The 16,998-nt window shown below is 69.5% G+C and carries 15 protein-coding genes, 1 tRNA gene and 1 pseudogene; 10 read left to right on the top strand and 7 right to left on the bottom strand.

Annotation, left to right across the window (positions count from 1 at the left end):
* Nucleotides 1-4 precede the first annotated feature (4 nt).
* Nucleotides 5-1,558, bottom strand: coding sequence for a glycosyltransferase (locus WEF05_09350; protein MEX1102088.1), 1,554 nt, complete (start codon nt 1,556-1,558; stop codon nt 5-7).
* A gap of 46 nt (nt 1,559-1,604) precedes the next feature.
* Between WEF05_09350 and eno the strand changes: the two genes are divergently transcribed.
* Genes eno through WEF05_09325 form a run of 5 tightly spaced genes read left to right on the top strand, consistent with a single transcriptional unit; the run spans nt 1,605 to nt 6,036 of the window.
* Nucleotides 1,605-2,921 (top strand): phosphopyruvate hydratase, encoded by a 1,317-nt coding sequence (gene eno / locus WEF05_09345; protein MEX1102087.1) that lies wholly within the window; start codon nt 1,605-1,607, stop codon nt 2,919-2,921.
* A complete protein-coding gene (locus WEF05_09340) occupies nt 2,918-3,253 on the top strand; it encodes a septum formation initiator family protein (protein MEX1102086.1) in 336 nt (111 codons plus the stop codon). The genes eno and WEF05_09340 overlap by 4 nt, the downstream gene beginning before the upstream one ends.
* Before the next feature lie 40 nt (nt 3,254-3,293).
* Nucleotides 3,294-3,788: a S1 RNA-binding domain-containing protein gene (locus WEF05_09335; GenBank protein ID MEX1102085.1), complete on the top strand. Its 495-nt coding sequence runs from the start codon at nt 3,294-3,296 to the stop codon at nt 3,786-3,788.
* A 37-nt stretch (nt 3,789-3,825) separates the two neighbouring features.
* The gene (locus WEF05_09330; protein MEX1102084.1) at nt 3,826-5,274 is read left to right on the top strand and encodes a DUF501 domain-containing protein; all 1,449 of its coding nucleotides are present in this window, start codon (nt 3,826-3,828) and stop codon (nt 5,272-5,274) included.
* A gap of 12 nt (nt 5,275-5,286) precedes the next feature.
* Nucleotides 5,287-6,036 (top strand): peptidylprolyl isomerase, encoded by a 750-nt coding sequence (locus tag WEF05_09325; GenBank protein ID MEX1102083.1) that lies wholly within the window; start codon nt 5,287-5,289, stop codon nt 6,034-6,036.
* Here WEF05_09325 and WEF05_09320 read toward each other — a convergent pair whose 3' ends face one another.
* Nucleotides 6,037-7,368: a nucleotide sugar dehydrogenase gene (locus WEF05_09320; protein ID MEX1102082.1), complete on the bottom strand. Its 1,332-nt coding sequence runs from the start codon at nt 7,366-7,368 to the stop codon at nt 6,037-6,039.
* 136 nt (nt 7,369-7,504) lie between these two features.
* Between WEF05_09320 and WEF05_09315 the strand changes: the two genes are divergently transcribed.
* The 3 genes and pseudogenes from WEF05_09315 (at nt 7,505) to WEF05_09305 (ending at nt 8,907) form a co-directional block, all read left to right on the top strand.
* Nucleotides 7,505-8,452 carry an NAD-dependent epimerase/dehydratase family protein gene (locus WEF05_09315; protein ID MEX1102081.1) on the top strand — a complete coding sequence of 316 codons (948 nt, stop codon included), beginning with the start codon at nt 7,505-7,507 and terminating at the stop codon, nt 8,450-8,452.
* A gap of 28 nt (nt 8,453-8,480) precedes the next feature.
* A tRNA-Leu gene (locus tag WEF05_09310) sits at nt 8,481-8,564 on the top strand.
* A gap of 112 nt (nt 8,565-8,676) precedes the next feature.
* A pseudogene (locus WEF05_09305) lies at nt 8,677-8,907 on the top strand (tyrosine-type recombinase/integrase).
* 121 nt (nt 8,908-9,028) lie between these two features.
* On the opposite strand, the gene WEF05_09300 reads toward WEF05_09305, so the two are convergent.
* Complete coding sequence (locus tag WEF05_09300) at nt 9,029-9,310, bottom strand: hypothetical protein (GenBank protein ID MEX1102080.1); 282 nt, start codon at nt 9,308-9,310, stop codon at nt 9,029-9,031.
* A 323-nt stretch (nt 9,311-9,633) separates the two neighbouring features.
* On the opposite strand from WEF05_09300, the gene WEF05_09295 reads away from it, so the two are divergent.
* Nucleotides 9,634-10,788, top strand: coding sequence for a DUF222 domain-containing protein (locus tag WEF05_09295; GenBank protein MEX1102079.1), 1,155 nt, complete (start codon nt 9,634-9,636; stop codon nt 10,786-10,788).
* 18 nt (nt 10,789-10,806) lie between these two features.
* Here the strand turns inward: WEF05_09295 and typA are convergent, their stop codons facing one another.
* Entirely contained in the window at nt 10,807-12,633 is a 1,827-nt protein-coding gene (gene typA, locus WEF05_09290) for a translational GTPase TypA (GenBank protein ID MEX1102078.1), read from the bottom strand.
* 125 nt (nt 12,634-12,758) lie between these two features.
* Between typA and WEF05_09285 the strand changes: the two genes are divergently transcribed.
* Nucleotides 12,759-13,457: a hypothetical protein gene (locus tag WEF05_09285; protein ID MEX1102077.1), complete on the top strand. Its 699-nt coding sequence runs from the start codon at nt 12,759-12,761 to the stop codon at nt 13,455-13,457.
* 21 nt (nt 13,458-13,478) lie between these two features.
* Here WEF05_09285 and WEF05_09280 read toward each other — a convergent pair whose 3' ends face one another.
* The 3 genes from WEF05_09280 to WEF05_09270 form a co-directional block, all read right to left on the bottom strand.
* Nucleotides 13,479-14,786, bottom strand: coding sequence for a DUF1501 domain-containing protein (locus WEF05_09280; GenBank protein ID MEX1102076.1), 1,308 nt, complete (start codon nt 14,784-14,786; stop codon nt 13,479-13,481).
* A 23-nt stretch (nt 14,787-14,809) separates the two neighbouring features.
* Nucleotides 14,810-16,384, bottom strand: a complete 1,575-nt coding sequence (locus tag WEF05_09275; GenBank protein MEX1102075.1) for a DUF1800 domain-containing protein — start codon at nt 16,382-16,384, stop codon at nt 14,810-14,812.
* Nucleotides 16,385-16,469: 85 nt separating this feature from the next.
* A complete protein-coding gene (locus tag WEF05_09270) occupies nt 16,470-16,922 on the bottom strand; it encodes a prepilin-type N-terminal cleavage/methylation domain-containing protein (protein ID MEX1102074.1) in 453 nt (150 codons plus the stop codon).
* Nucleotides 16,923-16,998: the final 76 nt, after the last annotated feature.

Genomic DNA, 16,998 nt, shown 5'->3' with positions numbered 1-16,998 from the left:
ATCGTCAGGCAGTTGACGCGCGCCCCGCCGCCGCCGACAGCACGCGACGCGCCGCGTGTTCCCACGTCCACTCTCGGGTGACGAACCCGCTCACCGCGCTCCGCAGGCGCGCGCGCTCACCCGGGGGCAACGCGAGCAGCGCCTCGATCCCGCTGCGGATCCGCCGCGCGGCGTCCTCGCCCGGCTCGAACGAGAACAGCCCCTCCCGGCCGACCTCGGACTCGAGCGCCTGCGCGACCTCGGCGAGGCCCGAGTGACGTGCGACCAGGGGCAGCGCACCCGCGGCCGCTCCCTCGGCGGCCACCATCGCGAACGCCTCCTTCTCGATCGAGGGAACGACGAGCACCTCGGACGCCGCGATCGCGTACGGCGCGTACCGATGGTCGAGCAGCCCGGTCATGTCGATGAGTCCCTTCACCCCAGTGGCCGAGCGAACCTCGTCGTCGGTCAGGGCGAGCGCCAGCCGCCCCTGCGATCGCAGCCAGCGGTAGCCCTCCACATCGCCGGCATCCAACGTCACGAGCAACGCCTCGATCCACTCGCGGAAGCCGCCGAATCCGACGACCAGGCCGCGCACCCGCCCCTCGAGCGGGCCGACGGACTCCACGAACGTCTCGACACCCTTCTCCGGGATCAGCTTGCCGAGCGAGGCGACGAGCGGCCCGTGGAAACCCGACAGACGTCGCAATCGTCCCGCCGCCTGCCGATCGGGAACGAACGGGTCGTACCGGGACCCGAGTGCGTCGATCGCGTCCGCGTCCCGGGCTTCGACCGCGGCACGCACCTCGGCGTCCAGATCCGTCCGGCGTCCGCGATCCGCGTCTCGGTCGCCGCCGAGCAACGTGGCCACCTCCAGCAGCGACCCCTGCCGCGGGCGCAGCATCCACCGCCGCGTGTCGACGCCCGGCGGGATCACGTGCAGCCGGTCCCCGATCCCCGGCGCCACCGCGCGGGCCCGCTCCAGCACGTCGCGCGACAGCCCGATCACCGCCCTCGCGTTCTCGAGGCCCTCGCGCGCGAGCCGCGCGTAGCGTTCCTGCAGATCGATCGCGTACACGAGGTCGCTGCCGTGCACCTTCGCCGCGTACGCGCCAGGCCCGAGCGCCCGCAGTCCGATCGGAGGGCCGGGTATCGCGTGCCCGACGATCACCACCTCGGATCCGTGCCACGCGACCGCCGCCCGAAGCGCCGCCGCGTTCGCGTCGAGGTAGCCCTCGAGCTGGTCATCGGTCAGGTCGACGAAGCGGATCGCCTCGTCGAACCCCTCGTAGGCGTCGTGGACGAACAGGGGGAGCATCCGTCCGATCCGGGGGCGCACCAGGGTCACGCGCCCGCCGCCCTCGTTCGGTGTCGTTCCCTCCACGGGCGCCAGCTCGTGCACGCCGTCCGCGTCGACCTCGCCTTGCGCGTCGACGAACCCCGCACGCTCCGGATGGCGTTCCTGGCACAGCAGCAGCACGTCGTGGCCGGCCGAACGCATCGCCTCGACGAGCTTGGCCGTATACACGTTCGATCCGCTGCCCTGCAGCAGCCACCCGTGCCACACGCAGACCTGCATGTCGGGTACCCAACCACGCGGATGCCTCCGGTACCATCAGCGCGTCATGCCCGAGATCGAGGCCCTTGCCGCACGCGAGATCCTGGACTCCCGGGGGAACCCAACCGTCGAGGTCGATGCGCTCCTCGGCGACGGTTCCTTCGGGCGCGCAGCCGTGCCTTCGGGAGCCTCGACCGGTGAGCACGAGGCCCTGGAGCTCCGCGACGGTGACACCGACCGGTTCGGCGGCAAGGGCGTCCGCACGGCGATCGGGAACGTCGAGAGCGTGATCGCTCCGGCACTCACCGGCGAAGAGGCACTCGACCAGCGCTGGATCGACCGGGTGCTGCTCGACCTGGACGGAACCCCCGACAAGTCCTCGCTCGGCGCGAACGCGCTGCTCGGTGTCTCGCTCGCCGTCGCGAAGGCTGCGGCCGAGTCCCAAGGGCTGCCGCTGTGGCGCGCGCTCGGCGGACCGAACGCGCACGTGCTCCCACTGCCGCTGATGAACGTGATCAACGGCGGCGCGCACGCCGGCAACGAGCTCGAGCTGCAGGAGTTCATGCTCGCGCCCATCGGAGCGGCCTCGTACGCGGAGGCGCTGCGGTGGGGGACCGAGGTGTTCAATGCGCTCAAGGCCCTGTTGAAGTCGAAGGGCCTGGAGACCGCGGTCGGTGACGAGGGCGGGTTCGCTCCGGAGCTGACCACCGCGCGCGAGGCTCTCGACCTGCTCGTCGACGCGATCGGCTCGGCGGGGCTCGAGCCCGCCGGCGAGATCGCGATCGCGCTCGACCCCGCCACCTCGGAGCTGTTCCGCGACGGGTCCTACCGCCTCGAGGGCGCCGACCGCACGATCGACGACATGGTCGAGTTCTGGCGTTCGATCGTCGACGACTACCCTGCGGTCGTGTCGATCGAGGATCCGCTCGACCAGGACGACTGGAGCGGCTGGGCGCACCTTACCGCCGAGATCGGCGGGCGCGTCCAGCTCGTCGGCGACGACCTGTTCGTGACGAACACCGAACGGCTCGAACGGGGGCTGCGTGAGCGCGTCGGCAACGCGATCCTCGTGAAGGTGAACCAGATCGGCACGCTCACCGAGACGCTCGACGTGATCGAGCTCGCGTCGCGCAACGGCTACGGCGTCGTCATCAGCCACCGGTCCGGCGAGACCGAGGACACGACGATCGCCGACCTCGCGGTCGCGGTGAACGCGGGCCAGATCAAGACCGGTGCTCCCTCGCGCGGCGAACGCACCGCGAAGTACAACCAGCTGCTGCGGATCGAGGAGCAACTCGGCGACGCCGCGCGTTACCTCGGCGGCGCGGCCGTCGCGCGGTCGGGCTCCCCCCGCTCGATCCCGGGAGGCGCCCCACCCGGATGAGTTCGCGCGCCCAACCACTTCCCCGTGGACGCTCCCGCCCCCGTCTGACCGCCCGGGCGGGCATCCTCTTCGCCCTGGTCCTGCTCGTGGGCGTGCTCTCGATCGTTCCGCTGCGGCAGTTCCTGGCCCAGCGGGGGGAGGTGGCGCAGCTGCAGCGCGACACCCGGATACTGCGCGAGGCGAACGCCGCCCTCGAGGACAAGATCGCCCGTCTGAACGACCCGAAGGAGCTCGAGCGTCTCGCCCGTGAGTGTCTCGGCATGGTCCGTCCCGGCGAGACCGCCTTCGTCACGGTTCCCAAGCACGGCGAGCCCGTTCCCACCGACTGTTGAGGGTCGGCCGCGACCGGATGTCCGCCCCCCGAAAGGCCGCTTGACGTGCTCCGAAGCAGGTGGGAAGGTCTCGACCGAGCACGAGCACGAGCACGAGCACGAGCACGAGCACGAGCACGAGCACGAGGACGTGCGACGAGCGCGCGTCCGCACAGCAGAAGAGGAGAGTGAGATCGCAGAACTCGAAGTCGGTGCGGTCGTGGAGGGGACCGTGCAGCGCATCACCCCGTACGGAGCGTTCCTCCAGTTCGACGGTGGCAAGGTCGGGCTCGTGCACATCTCCGAGATCGACCGCAACTACGTCCGCGACGTTCACGAGCATCTCCGCGAGGGTGACGTCGTCTCGGCCAAGGTCCAGGCGATCAAGGAAGACGGCAAGATCGATCTGTCGATCAAGGCCCTGCAGGACCCCCCGCCACAGCGCCAGCGTCGCGGTTCGGACCCGGGGTTCGAGTCGATGCTGAAGAAGTTCATGCGCAACAGCGAGGAGCGCCAGGTCGACGCGAAGCGCGCGACGGAGCACAAGCGCCGCTGACCCGGCTCTCCGCGTTCCCCGCGTCCCCACCGATCCCGTGAACGAGCTTCGCGCGAGCGATCTCGTCGCCGTCCGAGACCAGCTCGGCCGCGATCCGACGACGCCGTTCTCGGTCGTCGCGCGCTGCACCGGCGGGCATCCGCTCGTGATCCGCAATCGCGGGATCGACGCGAACGGCGACCCGTTCCCCACGCGGTACTGGCTGACGTGTCCCGACGCCGTGAAGGCGGTTGCGCGTCTGGAGTCGGGCGGTGCGATCGCCGAGCTGAACGACCGCGTCCACGACGACGAGGCGTTCGACAGGGCCCTCGAAGCGGCCCACCGCGCGTACGCCGACGAGCGTGGCGCCGAGCTCGACGGGGCGCAGGACTGGGGCGGGGTCGCGGGAACGCGCACCGGCGTGAAGTGCCTGCACGCCCACTACGCCTACCACCTGGCTGGCGGGGTCGATCCGGTCGGGACGTGGACCGCCGAGCGCGTCGAACCGATCCATCCGGACGCACCCGAGGCGCGCGTCGCGGCGATCGATCAGGGAACGAACTCGATCCGGCTCTTCGTGGCCGAGCCACGTCCGGGCGCCACCGCCCCCGGCCTCGTCGGCGAGCTCGCCCGCGACATGACGATCACCAGGCTGGGAGCGGGCGTCGACGCCACCGGCCGGCTCGACCCGGATGCCTTGCGGCGCACGGTGGACGTGCTTGCGACGTACTGTCGGCGCGCACGGGCCCTGGGTGCCCGGCGGATCCGCGTCGCCGCCACGAGCGCGGTGCGCGACGCCGAGAACCGGGACGAGTTCGCCGCCGCGGTCCGCGAGCACGCCGGCTCGGAGTTGGAGATCATCACGGGGGAACAAGAGGCCGGCTTGTCGTTCCTCGGCGCAGTACACGGCCTGCGCGAGGAGGTTCCCGACGCGGAGCCTCCATACGCCGTCCTCGACGTCGGGGGCGGCAGCACCGAGCTCGTCGTCGGCGACGCCGCACCCCGCGCGGCGATCTCGACGCAGACGGGGAGCGTCCGGCTGACCGAGCGCCACGTGCGCTCCGACCCGCCGACGGTCGACGAGATCCGCGCGATCGAAACCGACGTGGCCGAACACCTGGAGACCGCGGCCGGGTCGGTGCCCGTGGAGTCCGCGTCGACGCTGATCGTCGTCGGCGGGACCGCGACGACGCTGAAGGCGATGGAACTCGACCTTCCCCGCTACGACCCGGAGATCTTGCACCGCACCCGGCTCGATCGGGAGAGCGTCGAACACCTCCTGGAGCGTCTCGCCCGCATGACCGGCGACGAACGCGACGCGCTGCCGTTCATGGCGCCGGGGCGAGGGGACGTGATCGTGGCCGGCGCGGTGATCCTCGGATCGGTGATGCGTCGGTTCGGGTTCGCCGACGCCCTCGTCTCGGAGACCGACATCCTCGACGGCCTGGTCCTGGAGCAGCTTCCCGGTGTCGAGCCGGTTCCGCCCCGCGGTCCGGCGACCGCGTAGGATACGCAGCCGATGGGCAACAAGCGCACACGGGACCGCCAGCTTGCCAAGCAGGCAGCGCAGCGCCGGCAGCAGAGGAACATCGAGCGCCGCAAGCGCCAGGCGACGATCCTCACCGGCCTCGGCATCGGCCTGTTCGCGATCGTGATCGTGGTGCTCGCGTTCACGGTCGTAGGCGACGACGACCCCAGCCCGAGCGCCGCGTCGGCAGGCTGCCCGGATCGGACGCCGGAGAAGCCGGGCGGCGAGAAGGAGGCCTACCCCGCTCCGCCCCCGATGACGATCGATCCGACGAAGAGCTACTCCGCCACGATGGAGACGTCGATGGGCACGATCGAGCTCGATCTCCTCGCGTCCGGCGCGCCCGTGACCGTGAACAGCTTCGTGTTCCTCTCGTGCGAAGGCTTCTACGACGGGCTGACCTTCCATCGGATCGTGCCCGACTTCGTGATCCAGGGGGGCGACCCGGCCGGCGACGGGAGCGGCGGGCCCGGCTACCAGTTCGAGAACGAGCAGCCCGAGGGCGAGACCTACGACGGCGGCGGGATCCTCGCGATGGCTAACTCAGGCGTAGACACCAACGGCAGCCAGTTCTTCATCACCCTGGCGAAGAGTGATGCGCTCACGCCGGATCTGTACACGATCTTCGGGCGCGTCACGGAGGGTCAGAAGGTCGTCGACGAGATCGCGGACGTTCCCTTGAAGGGCGAGACGCCGGTCGATCCCGTCACCATCGATTCGATCACGATCACCGAGTCCTGATCAGAGGCGGACGACGTTGGGAGCGTCGAACCCGGCGGTGACGCCGCGCGTGTCGAACACCAGCCGAGCGACGTTGGTGAGCGCTCGCCAGTCGATCCCCGGGTGCTGGGTCAGGATCAACACGCAGTCCTGTTCCGCGACCACATCGTCGTCGAGGTCGACCGACCGCAGCTCGTCTCCGTTGCTGCTGATCTGCGGAACGAAGGGGTCGTGGAACGCGACATCCGCACCCTTGCGCAACAGGCGCTCGATCACCGCGAGGGAGGGGGACTCCCGCCGGTCGTCCACCCCGGGCTTGTAGGCGACCCCGACCGCCAGGATGCGCGAGCCCTTCAGCGGCTTGCCGGCATCGTTGAGCGCCTCGGCGACCCGATCGACGACGTAGGCCGGCATCCGGTTGTTGACCTCGTTCGCGTGCTCGATGAACGCGGCCCGGTACCCGAGTTGCTGACCCGCGCGCCACGACAGGTAGCTGGGATCGATCGAGATGCAGTGCCCACCCACGCCCGGTCCCGGCCAGAAGGCCATATAGCCGAACGGTTTGGTCGCAGCCGCCTCGAGGCTCTCCCAGATGTCGACCCCCAGCTCGCGTCCGATGATCGCGAGCTCGTTCACCAGCGCGATGTTGACCTGACGGAACGTGTTCTCGATCAACTTGGCCATCTCGGCCTCACGCGGCGTCGAGGTCGTCACGATCTGCTGCACGAACTGGCTGTAGAAGCTCGTCGCCATCTCGCGGCAGCGTTCGGTCACCCCGGCCACGACCTTGGGCGTGTTGTCGAGCCGGTGCGTCCGCTGTCCCGGATCGATCCGCTCGGGGGAGTAGGCGAGCGCGAAGTCCTTCCCCAGCGTGAGTCCGGACAGACGCTCGACGATCGGCCGAACGATCTCCTCGGTCGTCCCCGGGTAGGTCGTGGATTCGAGCACGACGAGTCGGCCCGGCCTCAGCGCGAGCCCGACCTGTTCCGCCGCGAGCTCCACCATCGACAGGTCGGGGGTCGAGTCCTTCAAGGGCGTGGGAACGCAGATCAACACCACGTCGGCCTCGCCCAAGGCCGACGGATCGGCGGCGAACCGTGCTTGGTCGAGGGCCGCGATCTCCGAGTCGGCGACATCGACGATCGTCGAACGGCCCGTCTCGAGCGTTCGGACCTTGTCCGCATCGGCGTCGTAGCCGACGACCGGGAAGCCCTCCCCGTGGACGGCGACGAGCAGGGGGAGGCCCACGTACCCGAGGCCGACGACGGCGACGACCGCCTCCTTCTCGCGGATCCGGGCGGCGAGCGCGTCGAGCGGGTCGGTCTCGAGGTCCTGGGGCAGGTTGGTCACCATCGTCTCCGGTATCGGCGGTGGAGGGCGGGTGCCTGAACGGCTCGCTCGATGCTATGCAGGGCACTGGGGGTGTTCAACGACCTCTCGCGGCCGAGCGTCCTTGCTCCCGGCGATCCGCGCGGCTAGCGTGCGCACGATGCGGGCCTTGATCACCGGCGGTGCCGGCTTCATCGGATCGAACCTGGCGCGGGCGCTGTCAGAGCGCGGCGACGAGGTCCGGATCTTCGACGACTTCTCGACCGGCCGCGCGGAGAACCTCGACGGACTCGACGTCGAGATCCACGAGGGAACGCTCGTCGATCCGGCCGCCGTCGGCCGCGCCGTCGCCGGGTGCGCGGTCGTGTTCCACGAGGCGGCGATCCCCAGTGTCGCCCGGTCGGTCGCCGAGCCCGTCGCGAGCCACGACGCGAACGCGACCGGCACGCTGAACGTCCTGCTCGCCGCGCGCGACGCGGACGTGCAGCGGGTCGTGTATGCGTCCTCGTCGAGCGTCTACGGGAACGCGAAGGTGCTCCCCGTTCACGAGGAGCTTCCCACCCGGCCGATCTCGCCCTACGGGGTGTCCAAGCTGGTGGGGGAACGCTACCTCGAGGCGTTCCATGCCAGCTACGGGTTGCCGACCGTCGCCCTCCGCTATTTCAACGTGTTCGGTCCCCGGCAGAACCCCCGCGCCGAGTACGCCGCCGTCGTTCCCCGGTTCATCGCCAAGACGCTGGACGACGAGGCGGTCACGATCTTCGGCGACGGGGAGCAGGTCCGCGACTTCACGTTCGTCGGCGACGTCGTCGGCGCGAACCTCGCTGCCGCCGAGGCGCCCGAGGCCGCATGGGGCGGAGCGTTCAACGTGGCCTACGGCGAGCAACACTCGATCAACGAGCTGATCGGCGCGATCCACGCCCTCGTGCCCGGCGAGCATCCCGCCCCGATCCACGACCCACCCCGCGCGGGCGACGTCCGTGCGAGCCAGGCCGATGCCAGCCTCGCGCGCGAGGTGCTCGGGTTCCGCCCCGAGGGGTCCTTCGAGGACGGCCTTCGCACGACCGTCAGCTGGTTCACCGAGCTCCACGAGGCCGGCGCGCTCTAGGGGTCACACGACCGCCTACGATGGGCGGGCCCGGGTGCCGGAATCGGTAGACGGAGGCGCCTTAAAAGCGCCGGCCCGAAAGGGCGTGCGGGTTCGAGCCCCGCCCCGGGCACGACTGGCTGGCCCTGCCACGAACTGCCTGCAACTGAACGCGCCTGATCACACGACGTTTCCAGTACGCCAGTTGACCCGATACAGCTGGACATGCGCCCGAACGCGCCCACCGTGCGCTCTCCAACGAGGAAGCGTGGAGCCGGATGCACGACTTGCGACACGGAGTGGCAACGGAGCTGCTCCGCGCAGGCGTTCCGATCCACGCGGTCTCCGCGCAGCTCGGCCACAGAGCAGGCGCACAGTCTGCCGTCAGTGCGGCCACGCTTGGGACCGTGGGTGCCGACCCTACCCCCGGGCAGTCCCCCCTGATCCTGGAGACGGCGAACAAGAGAGGAGGGTGACGAGGTAGAGACCTCGTCCACGGGCATGGGTGACATCCCGGATGCGTGCGAAGCGACTGCACGCGAAGCGCGATCAGACGACGCCGCGGCCAACGACGACTGCCCGGCGGGCGGGTCAGGGCTACCGAATGACGTTGTCCATAAGGGCGAATCCGCCGCCGGGCAGCGGAAGCCCGCACACGAAGCCGTCGCCGTTGAAGTCATACGCCTCCGCAGGATGGCCCTCTTGGGGGTCGGCCGTGATCCAGTTAGTCGGGCATCTTCCCATTGGGGGTCCCTTCGCTCCTTCTGGCGGTGCCGCCGACGCAACCCCGGGCAACAGCAGCGTCATGAACGCACCCGCGACCAAAGCAGGACCCAACCGCTTCTTCATGGTCGTCCCTCCAATCACCAGCGTCGGCATCGACAACCTGCGTTACAGAACGCACGACGCGCCGAGGGGCGCAACGTACATCTCGGTACCCTTGCGCGCAATGGGTCAGTGGATCCGTCTGTGTTGCTTCAACTTGAGGACGGTCACCCTGAACGACTCGACGATCACCGGGAACACCCCCGACGACGTGGCCAACAACTTCTGCCCGTAGGACAAGGAGCATCCGGCACGACAACGTCGCTAACGCCCCGGCCACGAGTGTTGGGTGTTCGATGCCGAACGGGAACGGCGATCTCCCTCTCGTGTGACGTGCGTCACAGACAGGGGAGAAAGCGCACGCTAGTGTCGAACACATGTTCGCTCCTGCGCAGCTCCGCTCCGTGCCCGACAACCCCGACGACGACCTGATCGCGCGCATCGATGTGGTACATGCACGCGTCGGCGCGGCCGAACGCGAGCTGCTCGAGCTGATCGCTCTGGTCGATGCCACAGACAGCTGGGAACGTCACGGCGCACGAGACACCGCCCATTGGCTCGCGATGCGGTACGGGATCTCGACTTGGAAGGCCCAGCGATGGATCCGCGCGGCGCACGCACTCGAAGACCTACCGCGAACCGCCGCCGCTCTGGCGACAGGACGGCTCGGCATGGACAAGGTCGTCGAGCTGTGCCGGTTCGCGACGCCCCGTACCGAAGTCAAGCTGATCCGCTGGGCGACCCGCGTCGCGGCATGGGCTGTCCGCTGCCGGGCCGACCGCGAGCGAGCCGTCGAGCAGACCGTGCGGGAGAACCACACCGCGCGGTCGCTGATCTGGTGGTACGAGCAGCAAGAAGGAACCTTCGCGCTGTCGGCCCATCTCCCTGCCGATCAGGGCGCTGTCGTGGTCGAGGCGATCGAGACGATGGCAGGGCGCGTCCCCGCCTTGCCGGGGGAAGACCACGACCCCACCGCGCCCGAACGTTGCGCCGACGCGCTCGTGGCGCTGTGTTCGTCCTCCCCGGCATCCGAGCCTGATCCCGTCCGCGCCAACATGGTGGTGCACGTCCGCGCCGACGATCTCGTCGGTTCCCGGGATCCGATCCGCGATGCGGCCGGCGAGCGCGCTGCTGGCGGCGAAGTCGAAGGGGGACCGGTCCTGCACCCCGAGACCGTCCGTCGGCTCGCCTGTGACGCCCGCATCCAGACCGTGATCGAGGATCGCGCGGGTGAGGTGCTCGCCGTGCGCGCGATGAGCCGTGAACCCACGACCTGGATGCTCCGTCAGCTGCAGTGGCGCGATAAGGGCTGCCGATTCCCCGGCTGCGGTGCCCGGGCGTTCACCCAGGCACACCACATCGTGTTCTGGAGCAGGGGAGGGGCGACCGAGCTGTCCAACCTGCTGCTGATCTGCTTCTTCCACCACCGCTTGGTCCACGAGCAGGGGTGGTCGATCCGCCGTGCTCCCGACGGCGAACTGACCTGGCTTCGTCCGGGCGGTGCGACCTATCGGGCGGGTCCGGCGCCGTGATCGACCGCAGAAGCTGGATCAGCTCGTCCGCCCGCGGCGTGACGCCTTCGCGCGCTCGTTCTGCCCGAGCAGAACCTTGCGCAGCCGGACGTTCACCGGCGTGACCTCGACGCTCTCGTCCTCGCGGAGGAACTCCAGCGCCTGTTCGAGCGAGAGCTCGCGCTTCGGGATCAGGCGGACGAGCTCCTCGGAGTTCGCCTGGCGCATGTTGGTCAGCTTCTTCTCCTTCGTCGGGTTCACGTCCATGTCGTCCGCGCGGGAGTTCTCGCCGACGATCATGCCTTCGTAGACGTCCTCGCCGGGGCCGACGAACATCGAGCCGCGCTCCTGGAGGTTCAGCAGGGCGAAGTTGGTCGTCGGACCGGTCCGATCGGCGATCAGCGAGCCGGTAGGGCGGGTGCGCAGGTCGCCGTGCCATGGCTCGTAGCCCTCGAACACGTGATGCAGCTGTCCGGTCCCGCGCGTCTCGGTCAGGAACTCCGTACGGAACCCGATCATCCCGCGGGCGGGGACGAGGTATTCCATCCGGATCCAGCCCGTCCCATGGTTGACCATGTTCTCCATCCGGCCCTTGCGCAACGCCAGCAGTTGCGAGACGACACCCAGGTACTCCTCGGGAGCGTCGATCGCCACGCGCTCGACCGGTTCCTGCACCGTGCCGTCGATCTCCCGTGTGACCACCTGGGGCTTGCCGACGGTGAGCTCGAAGCCTTCACGGCGCATCATCTCGACCAACACCGCGAGCTGTAGCTCGCCCCGTCCCTGCACCTCCCACAGTTCGGGTCGCTCGGTGTCGAGGACGCGGATCGAGACGTTCCCGACGACCTCCTGATCGAGCCGTCCCTTCAGCTGGCGCGCGGTGAGCTTGTCGCCGTCGGAGCCGGCCAGGGGCGAGGTGTTGATGCCGACCGTCATCGACAGGGAGGGCTCGTCGACCCGCACGATCGGGAGCGGACGCGGGTCCACCGGATCGGCCAGCGTCTCGCCGATCGTGATCTCGGGGATCCCGGCGACGGCGATGATCTCGCCCGGTCCGGCCTCCTCGGCGTCGACGCGGTCGAGGGCCTCGGTCACGTACAACTCCGTGATCTTCGCCTGATCGATGCTGCCGTCGACCCGGCACCAGGCGACCGCCTCCCCGCGACGGATCGTTCCGTTCAACACCCGGCACAGCGCCAGGCGCCCGACGTACGGGGAGGCGTCGAGGTTGGTGACCAGCGCCTGCAGCGGATGACCTTCCTCGTACGAGGGCGCGGGGATCCGCGCGAGCAGCGTCGTGAACAGCGGTTCGAGGTTCGGTTCGAGTGCGCCGGGGGTCGTTCCGCAGTGGCCCTCGCGGGCGTTCGCGAACAGGATCGGGAAGTCGATCTGGTCCTCGTCGGCGTCCAGGTCCAGGAACAGCTCCTCGACCTCGTGGACGACCTCGTCGGGCCGGGCGTCCTGACGGTCGACCTTGTTCACGACGAGTACGACCGGCAGCCGCGCCTCCAGGGCTTTGCGGAGTACGAACCGCGTCTGCGGCAGCGGTCCCTCGCTGGCGTCGACGAGCAGCAGCACGCCGTCCACCATCCGCAGGGCGCGCTCGACCTCGCCCCCGAAGTCGGCATGGCCCGGGGTATCGACGATGTTGATCTTCACGCCGCCGTGATCGACCGCCGTGTTCTTCGCGAGGATCGTGATGCCCTTCTCGCGTTCGAGGTCCATGGAGTCCATCACCCGCTTGGCGACGTCCTGGTTCTCGCGGAACGCCCCCGACTGCCACAGCATCGCGTCGACCAGGGTGGTCTTCCCATGGTCGACGTGCGCGACGATCGCGACGTTGCGGAGGTGGTCTCGGGTGGGCACGAACGGCGAGCCTACACGCCCTCGACGTGGCGCGAACGGCCCACTTGCGAGCCGGGTGCCGGGTTGGCACGGTCGAGGGGACAGATGCCCGCTCGACGGGGGGAGGTTCGACGATGAGGACGATCATGACGACGACGCAGCGAACCACAATGGCTCGCTTCGCGATCGCGGTCGTGGCGACCGCGCTCGTGGCCTGGCTCACGATCGCGATCGGCGCTCGCACGCCGGCAGGAGCGACCCACGACGGGGATGTGCTGCTCGGCCACTTCAACGCGACGAACTCGGTGACCGGCATCAGCAACCTGGATGCCGGAGAGACCGCGCTCGACGTCGATGCCGAAGGCAACGGCCCCGGCATCTTCTCGACCTCCGACAGCGGGTTCGGCATCCAGGGCGCGAGCACGACCAGCACGGGTGTGTTCGGCAGCGGCGTGAACGGCGTCCGCGGTGAGAGCATCACCGGCGACGGGATCCGCGGCGTCAGCGCGAGCGGCAACGGCGTCCAGGGGTTCACCTCCTGCTGCGGATCCAGCGGCGTGGGTGTCGCGGCGACCTCGGCGTTCGGAACCGCCCTCGAGGTCAACGGCCGTGCGACCTTCGACACCTCGGGGATCGCGACCGTGCAGGCCGGTCAGACGACCGTCGCGGTGACGACCCAGGACATCTCCGCGCCGACGTTCGTCCTCGCCACGATCCAGCAGCCTCGTCAAGGTGTCTGGGTCCGCGGCGTCGCCCTGAACAAGCCGTGCGCCGGCTGTTTCCGGATCGTGCTGAACCAGGCGCCCTCGAACAACACGAGGGTCGGCTGGCTACTCGTGAACTGACCGGCCTCGTGGGCCGGAAGGCTAAGTGACCCGCGCCTGGACCACGTTCAGCCGTTCGGACCCGAGGTCGGGGAATACGTCCGACAGCGACCCGGCGCCGCAGCGGTCCTCGAGGATCTCCGCGAGGATCCGGCGGTAGTCGGTCGTGCCGTTCAGGTCGCCGTCGATCAGGTCGTCGTCGGCGAGCCCGGGCCACTGTCCGTGGACCTGCCCGCCGCGGACCCCGCCGCCGAGCAGGAACACGAGCTGACCGAAGCCATGGTCGGTCCCGCCCGAGCCGTTCTCCTCGATCCGCCGCCCGAACTCGGTCAACGACACGAGCGTGACGCCGTCCATCTGTGTTCCGAGGTCCTGCGCGAACGCGGCGAGGGCGGTCGACAGCTCGTCGAGGTGGTCGACCATCCACCCGCCGTCCACGTCCCCCATCCCGGCGTGCATGTCCCAGTCGCCGTAGTCGACACACGCGACCTGAAGGCCGACCTGCGCCTTGATCAGTCGCGCCACATCTTTCAGAGCCCTGCCGAGATCGGTGTTCGGATAGACGGCGCCGTTGGCAGGAACGTAGGTCTGCTCCTGCAGATCGGCCGTGGTCGACATCGCCTCGAGCGCGACGTGCGCCGGCGCCGCGAGTGCCGCGCGCGCGTCCTGATACATCCGGCGCAGTGCGTGATCCCAACGGTCACGCTCGTTCTCGTCCCACGCCGCGTCGAGGCCGAAGCCGTTCACCGACCACATCGCCAGCTCGGGGCTGGGCCCGGTGAACGCGTGCGCCGGCATCGTGGAGCCCATCTGCACGCCCTGGAACGGGGTTCCCTCGCCGCGGCCGCCGAGCACGCGGTCGATCCACCCGGTGCGGGTCGAGGCGCCGGGAGCCGCGCGTTCCATCTCCTCCATCGCTTCGAAGTGGGAACGGTTCGGCTCCGCCTGGCCGACCGCGTGGACGAAGCCGAGTGTTCCGGCGTCGTACAGGGGCTTCAGCGGCGCCAGGGCCGGATGCATCCCGAAGGTCGCGTCCAGCTGCAGCAGGGCGTTCGCGGGGATCCCGACGTTCGGCCGCCGGTCGAGGTAGTCGGGGTCGGCGGCCGGAACGATCGCCTGCAATCCGTCGAACCCACCGCGCAGGGAGAGCACGACGAACACGTCGCCCGTGTAGACGGCGTCGGCGAACGCGTACCGCGTCGCGTAGGCCTCTGAGGCGATCGTCAGCGCGCCCGCGGCCCCGGCCGCCTTCAGGAACGTGCGGCGCGTGATCCCGGTGTCCTCGGGGCATCCGCAGTCCTGCGCGGTGCCCGCCGGAGCGGGCCCTTCGGTCGTCGTGGTCGCAGCCATCGTCGTGCTCCTTGTCGTCCGGGCTATCGGATCTGGTGGTAGGGGGAACCGAGTATCAATGCGACGAGCGAGGCGAACCGCCACTTCACGGCGGCGCTGTCCTTGGCGAGCGGGGTGGCATCGTTCACGTCGAGGAACTCGAGCACCGCCGACCGGTGCGCCGGCGCGAGCGTGCGGAACACCAGTCGCCGGGACAGCACGTCGACGAGCTTGCCGTGGGTCGCCGGCAGCTTCCTCGGCAGCAGATCGCGCAGCGGCGGACGGACGATCTTGTCCGGCCACCAGTGGGCGGCCAGCGCCATCGTGGCGTTCCAACGACCCACGAGCCCGCCGGCGGAGCGCCACGCGTCGGCGAAGTCCGGATAGCCGTCGGGCTGGGACCAGGCGAGAGGCGCGTGTCCGAGGCTCTCGATCATCCAGTACAGGTCCCGCAACCCGGCCTTGGAGTCGCCGGGCTTGATCCCGAGGATGCGGATCGTCGCCATCACGTCTTCGGTCGGCCGGCGGACTTTCTCGCCGATCGCGTCGGCGAACTCCGGCGACCGGAAGAGCGCCCGCAGCACCGGGGCGATCGCCGTGCCGTTGTCCAGGTAGAGCTGCGCGAGACGATCGACGAGCGCGGGCTGGGCGGTGTCGGAGACGAACCGCTCGCACAGCTTCGTGGCGATCCGGCGGGCGGTCACGGGGTGGTTCGCGAGGTAACGCAGGTAGGCGATCGCCATGTCCTGCCCGTCCGCCGCGCCGTTGGCGCGGGTGAAGTCCATCACCGTGACCGGTCCCGTGTGGTGCCAGCTCGGCTTGTAGACGAACGTGCCGTCGTCCCAGTTGACCGTGAAGCCGGTCATGATGAGCGCCGAGTGGCGCATGTGCTGCTCGGTGTAGCCCGCCTCGACGCCGACGGTGTGCAGCTCGAGCAGCTCACGGCCGTAGTTCTCGTTCGGCGACCATTTGTGCGACTCCGCGTTGTTCAGGTAGCGGAGCATCGCGGGATGCTTCGCCGAGGCGATCAGCATGTCCTCGTAGCGCCCGAGCGCATGCTTCCGGATCACGAGGCGGTCGTAGTCGTGGCGGTTGTCCCACACATTGTCGCTCGGGTTCGTGACGTTGAGCAGGTTCGACCAAAAGTCGACCATCACCTCGAACAGCTGGCGCTTGCTCCACGCCGCCCGCGCGATCGTGGCGGCGCCGAGCTCGAACATCAGGTCCCACGAGAAGTCGACCAGATCGCGGTTGACCTGCGGGATCGTCCACTTCAACCGAGGGAAGAAGCGCGCGATCAGCTCGTCGCAGGCCCGGTCGTCGATCGAGGCCGGGTTCAGCTGCCTGTCGAGCCACACGTTCCGCCCCTGTCTGCCGATCCCCTCGAGCATCCCCGGCGTGGCGCCGTAGGTCGCTCTCCGCAGCAGGTGCAGGTCCGGGTCGGCGGGAACGTAGCTCGTGTCCGCGGCGCCCGCCGGCGGTGCGGACAGGATCCCGCTCGCGACGACGGCGCCGGCCGCTCCTCCTACCGTGGCGGTTCGCAGGAACGCCCGCCGCGACAGTCGCGGCGATCCCCCTCGATCGTCGGTACGTTCCGCGAGCGCCGTCCGGTCCCCCATGGCTCCTGGTATCGGTCGCTCGGGGGAGCGAACTTGAGAAGACCGGGTGAGGCGAACGTGGTCACCCCGGGCTGCGGGGGTTGCTTCAGGCCGCGGACCAGACCTGGCTGTAGGACTGCGTGTCCGCGACGTCGCACGCCGAGCTGTCGGCGTAGGTCGTGCCGCCGTTGGGGACGTCGCGCAGGTAGTAGCACGTCCCCGACTGGCTCATCGACGACAGGAACAGGTCGTGCAGCGGAGCTCCGTGGACGTGGAGGTAGACGGGGCCCTCCGTCACGGGGATGTCGCCCGTCGCGTACGCGATCCCCGGCTCGATCGCGATGAGATCGGCGGGGTCCTCGGTGTAGAGCTGCGTCTCGGCGTAGTAGACCTTCTCGGTTGCGAACGCGTTGCGCATGTTCGCCTGCGCGCGCCGGTTCTGCGCCCGGACGCGGGCGCCGATGAACGTCGGGAGCGCGACGGCGATCAGGATGCCGATGATGAGCACGACGATCATGAGCTCGACCAGGGTGAACCCGTCCTCACGTCGCCGCTCCATGCTGTGTGTATCGGCCCGTTCCCTAACTCGCATTGAGTAGTCCGGGACGATCCGCGCCGCAGGGCCACCGCGAGTC

The organism is Actinomycetota bacterium (genome assembly GCA_040881665.1).
In the GTDB taxonomy this organism is placed as follows: Bacteria; Actinomycetota; UBA4738; order UBA4738; family HRBIN12; genus JBBDWR01.
Note: the sequence above shows the minus strand (reverse complement) of the source record. Positions and strands in the feature narration are given on the sequence as shown.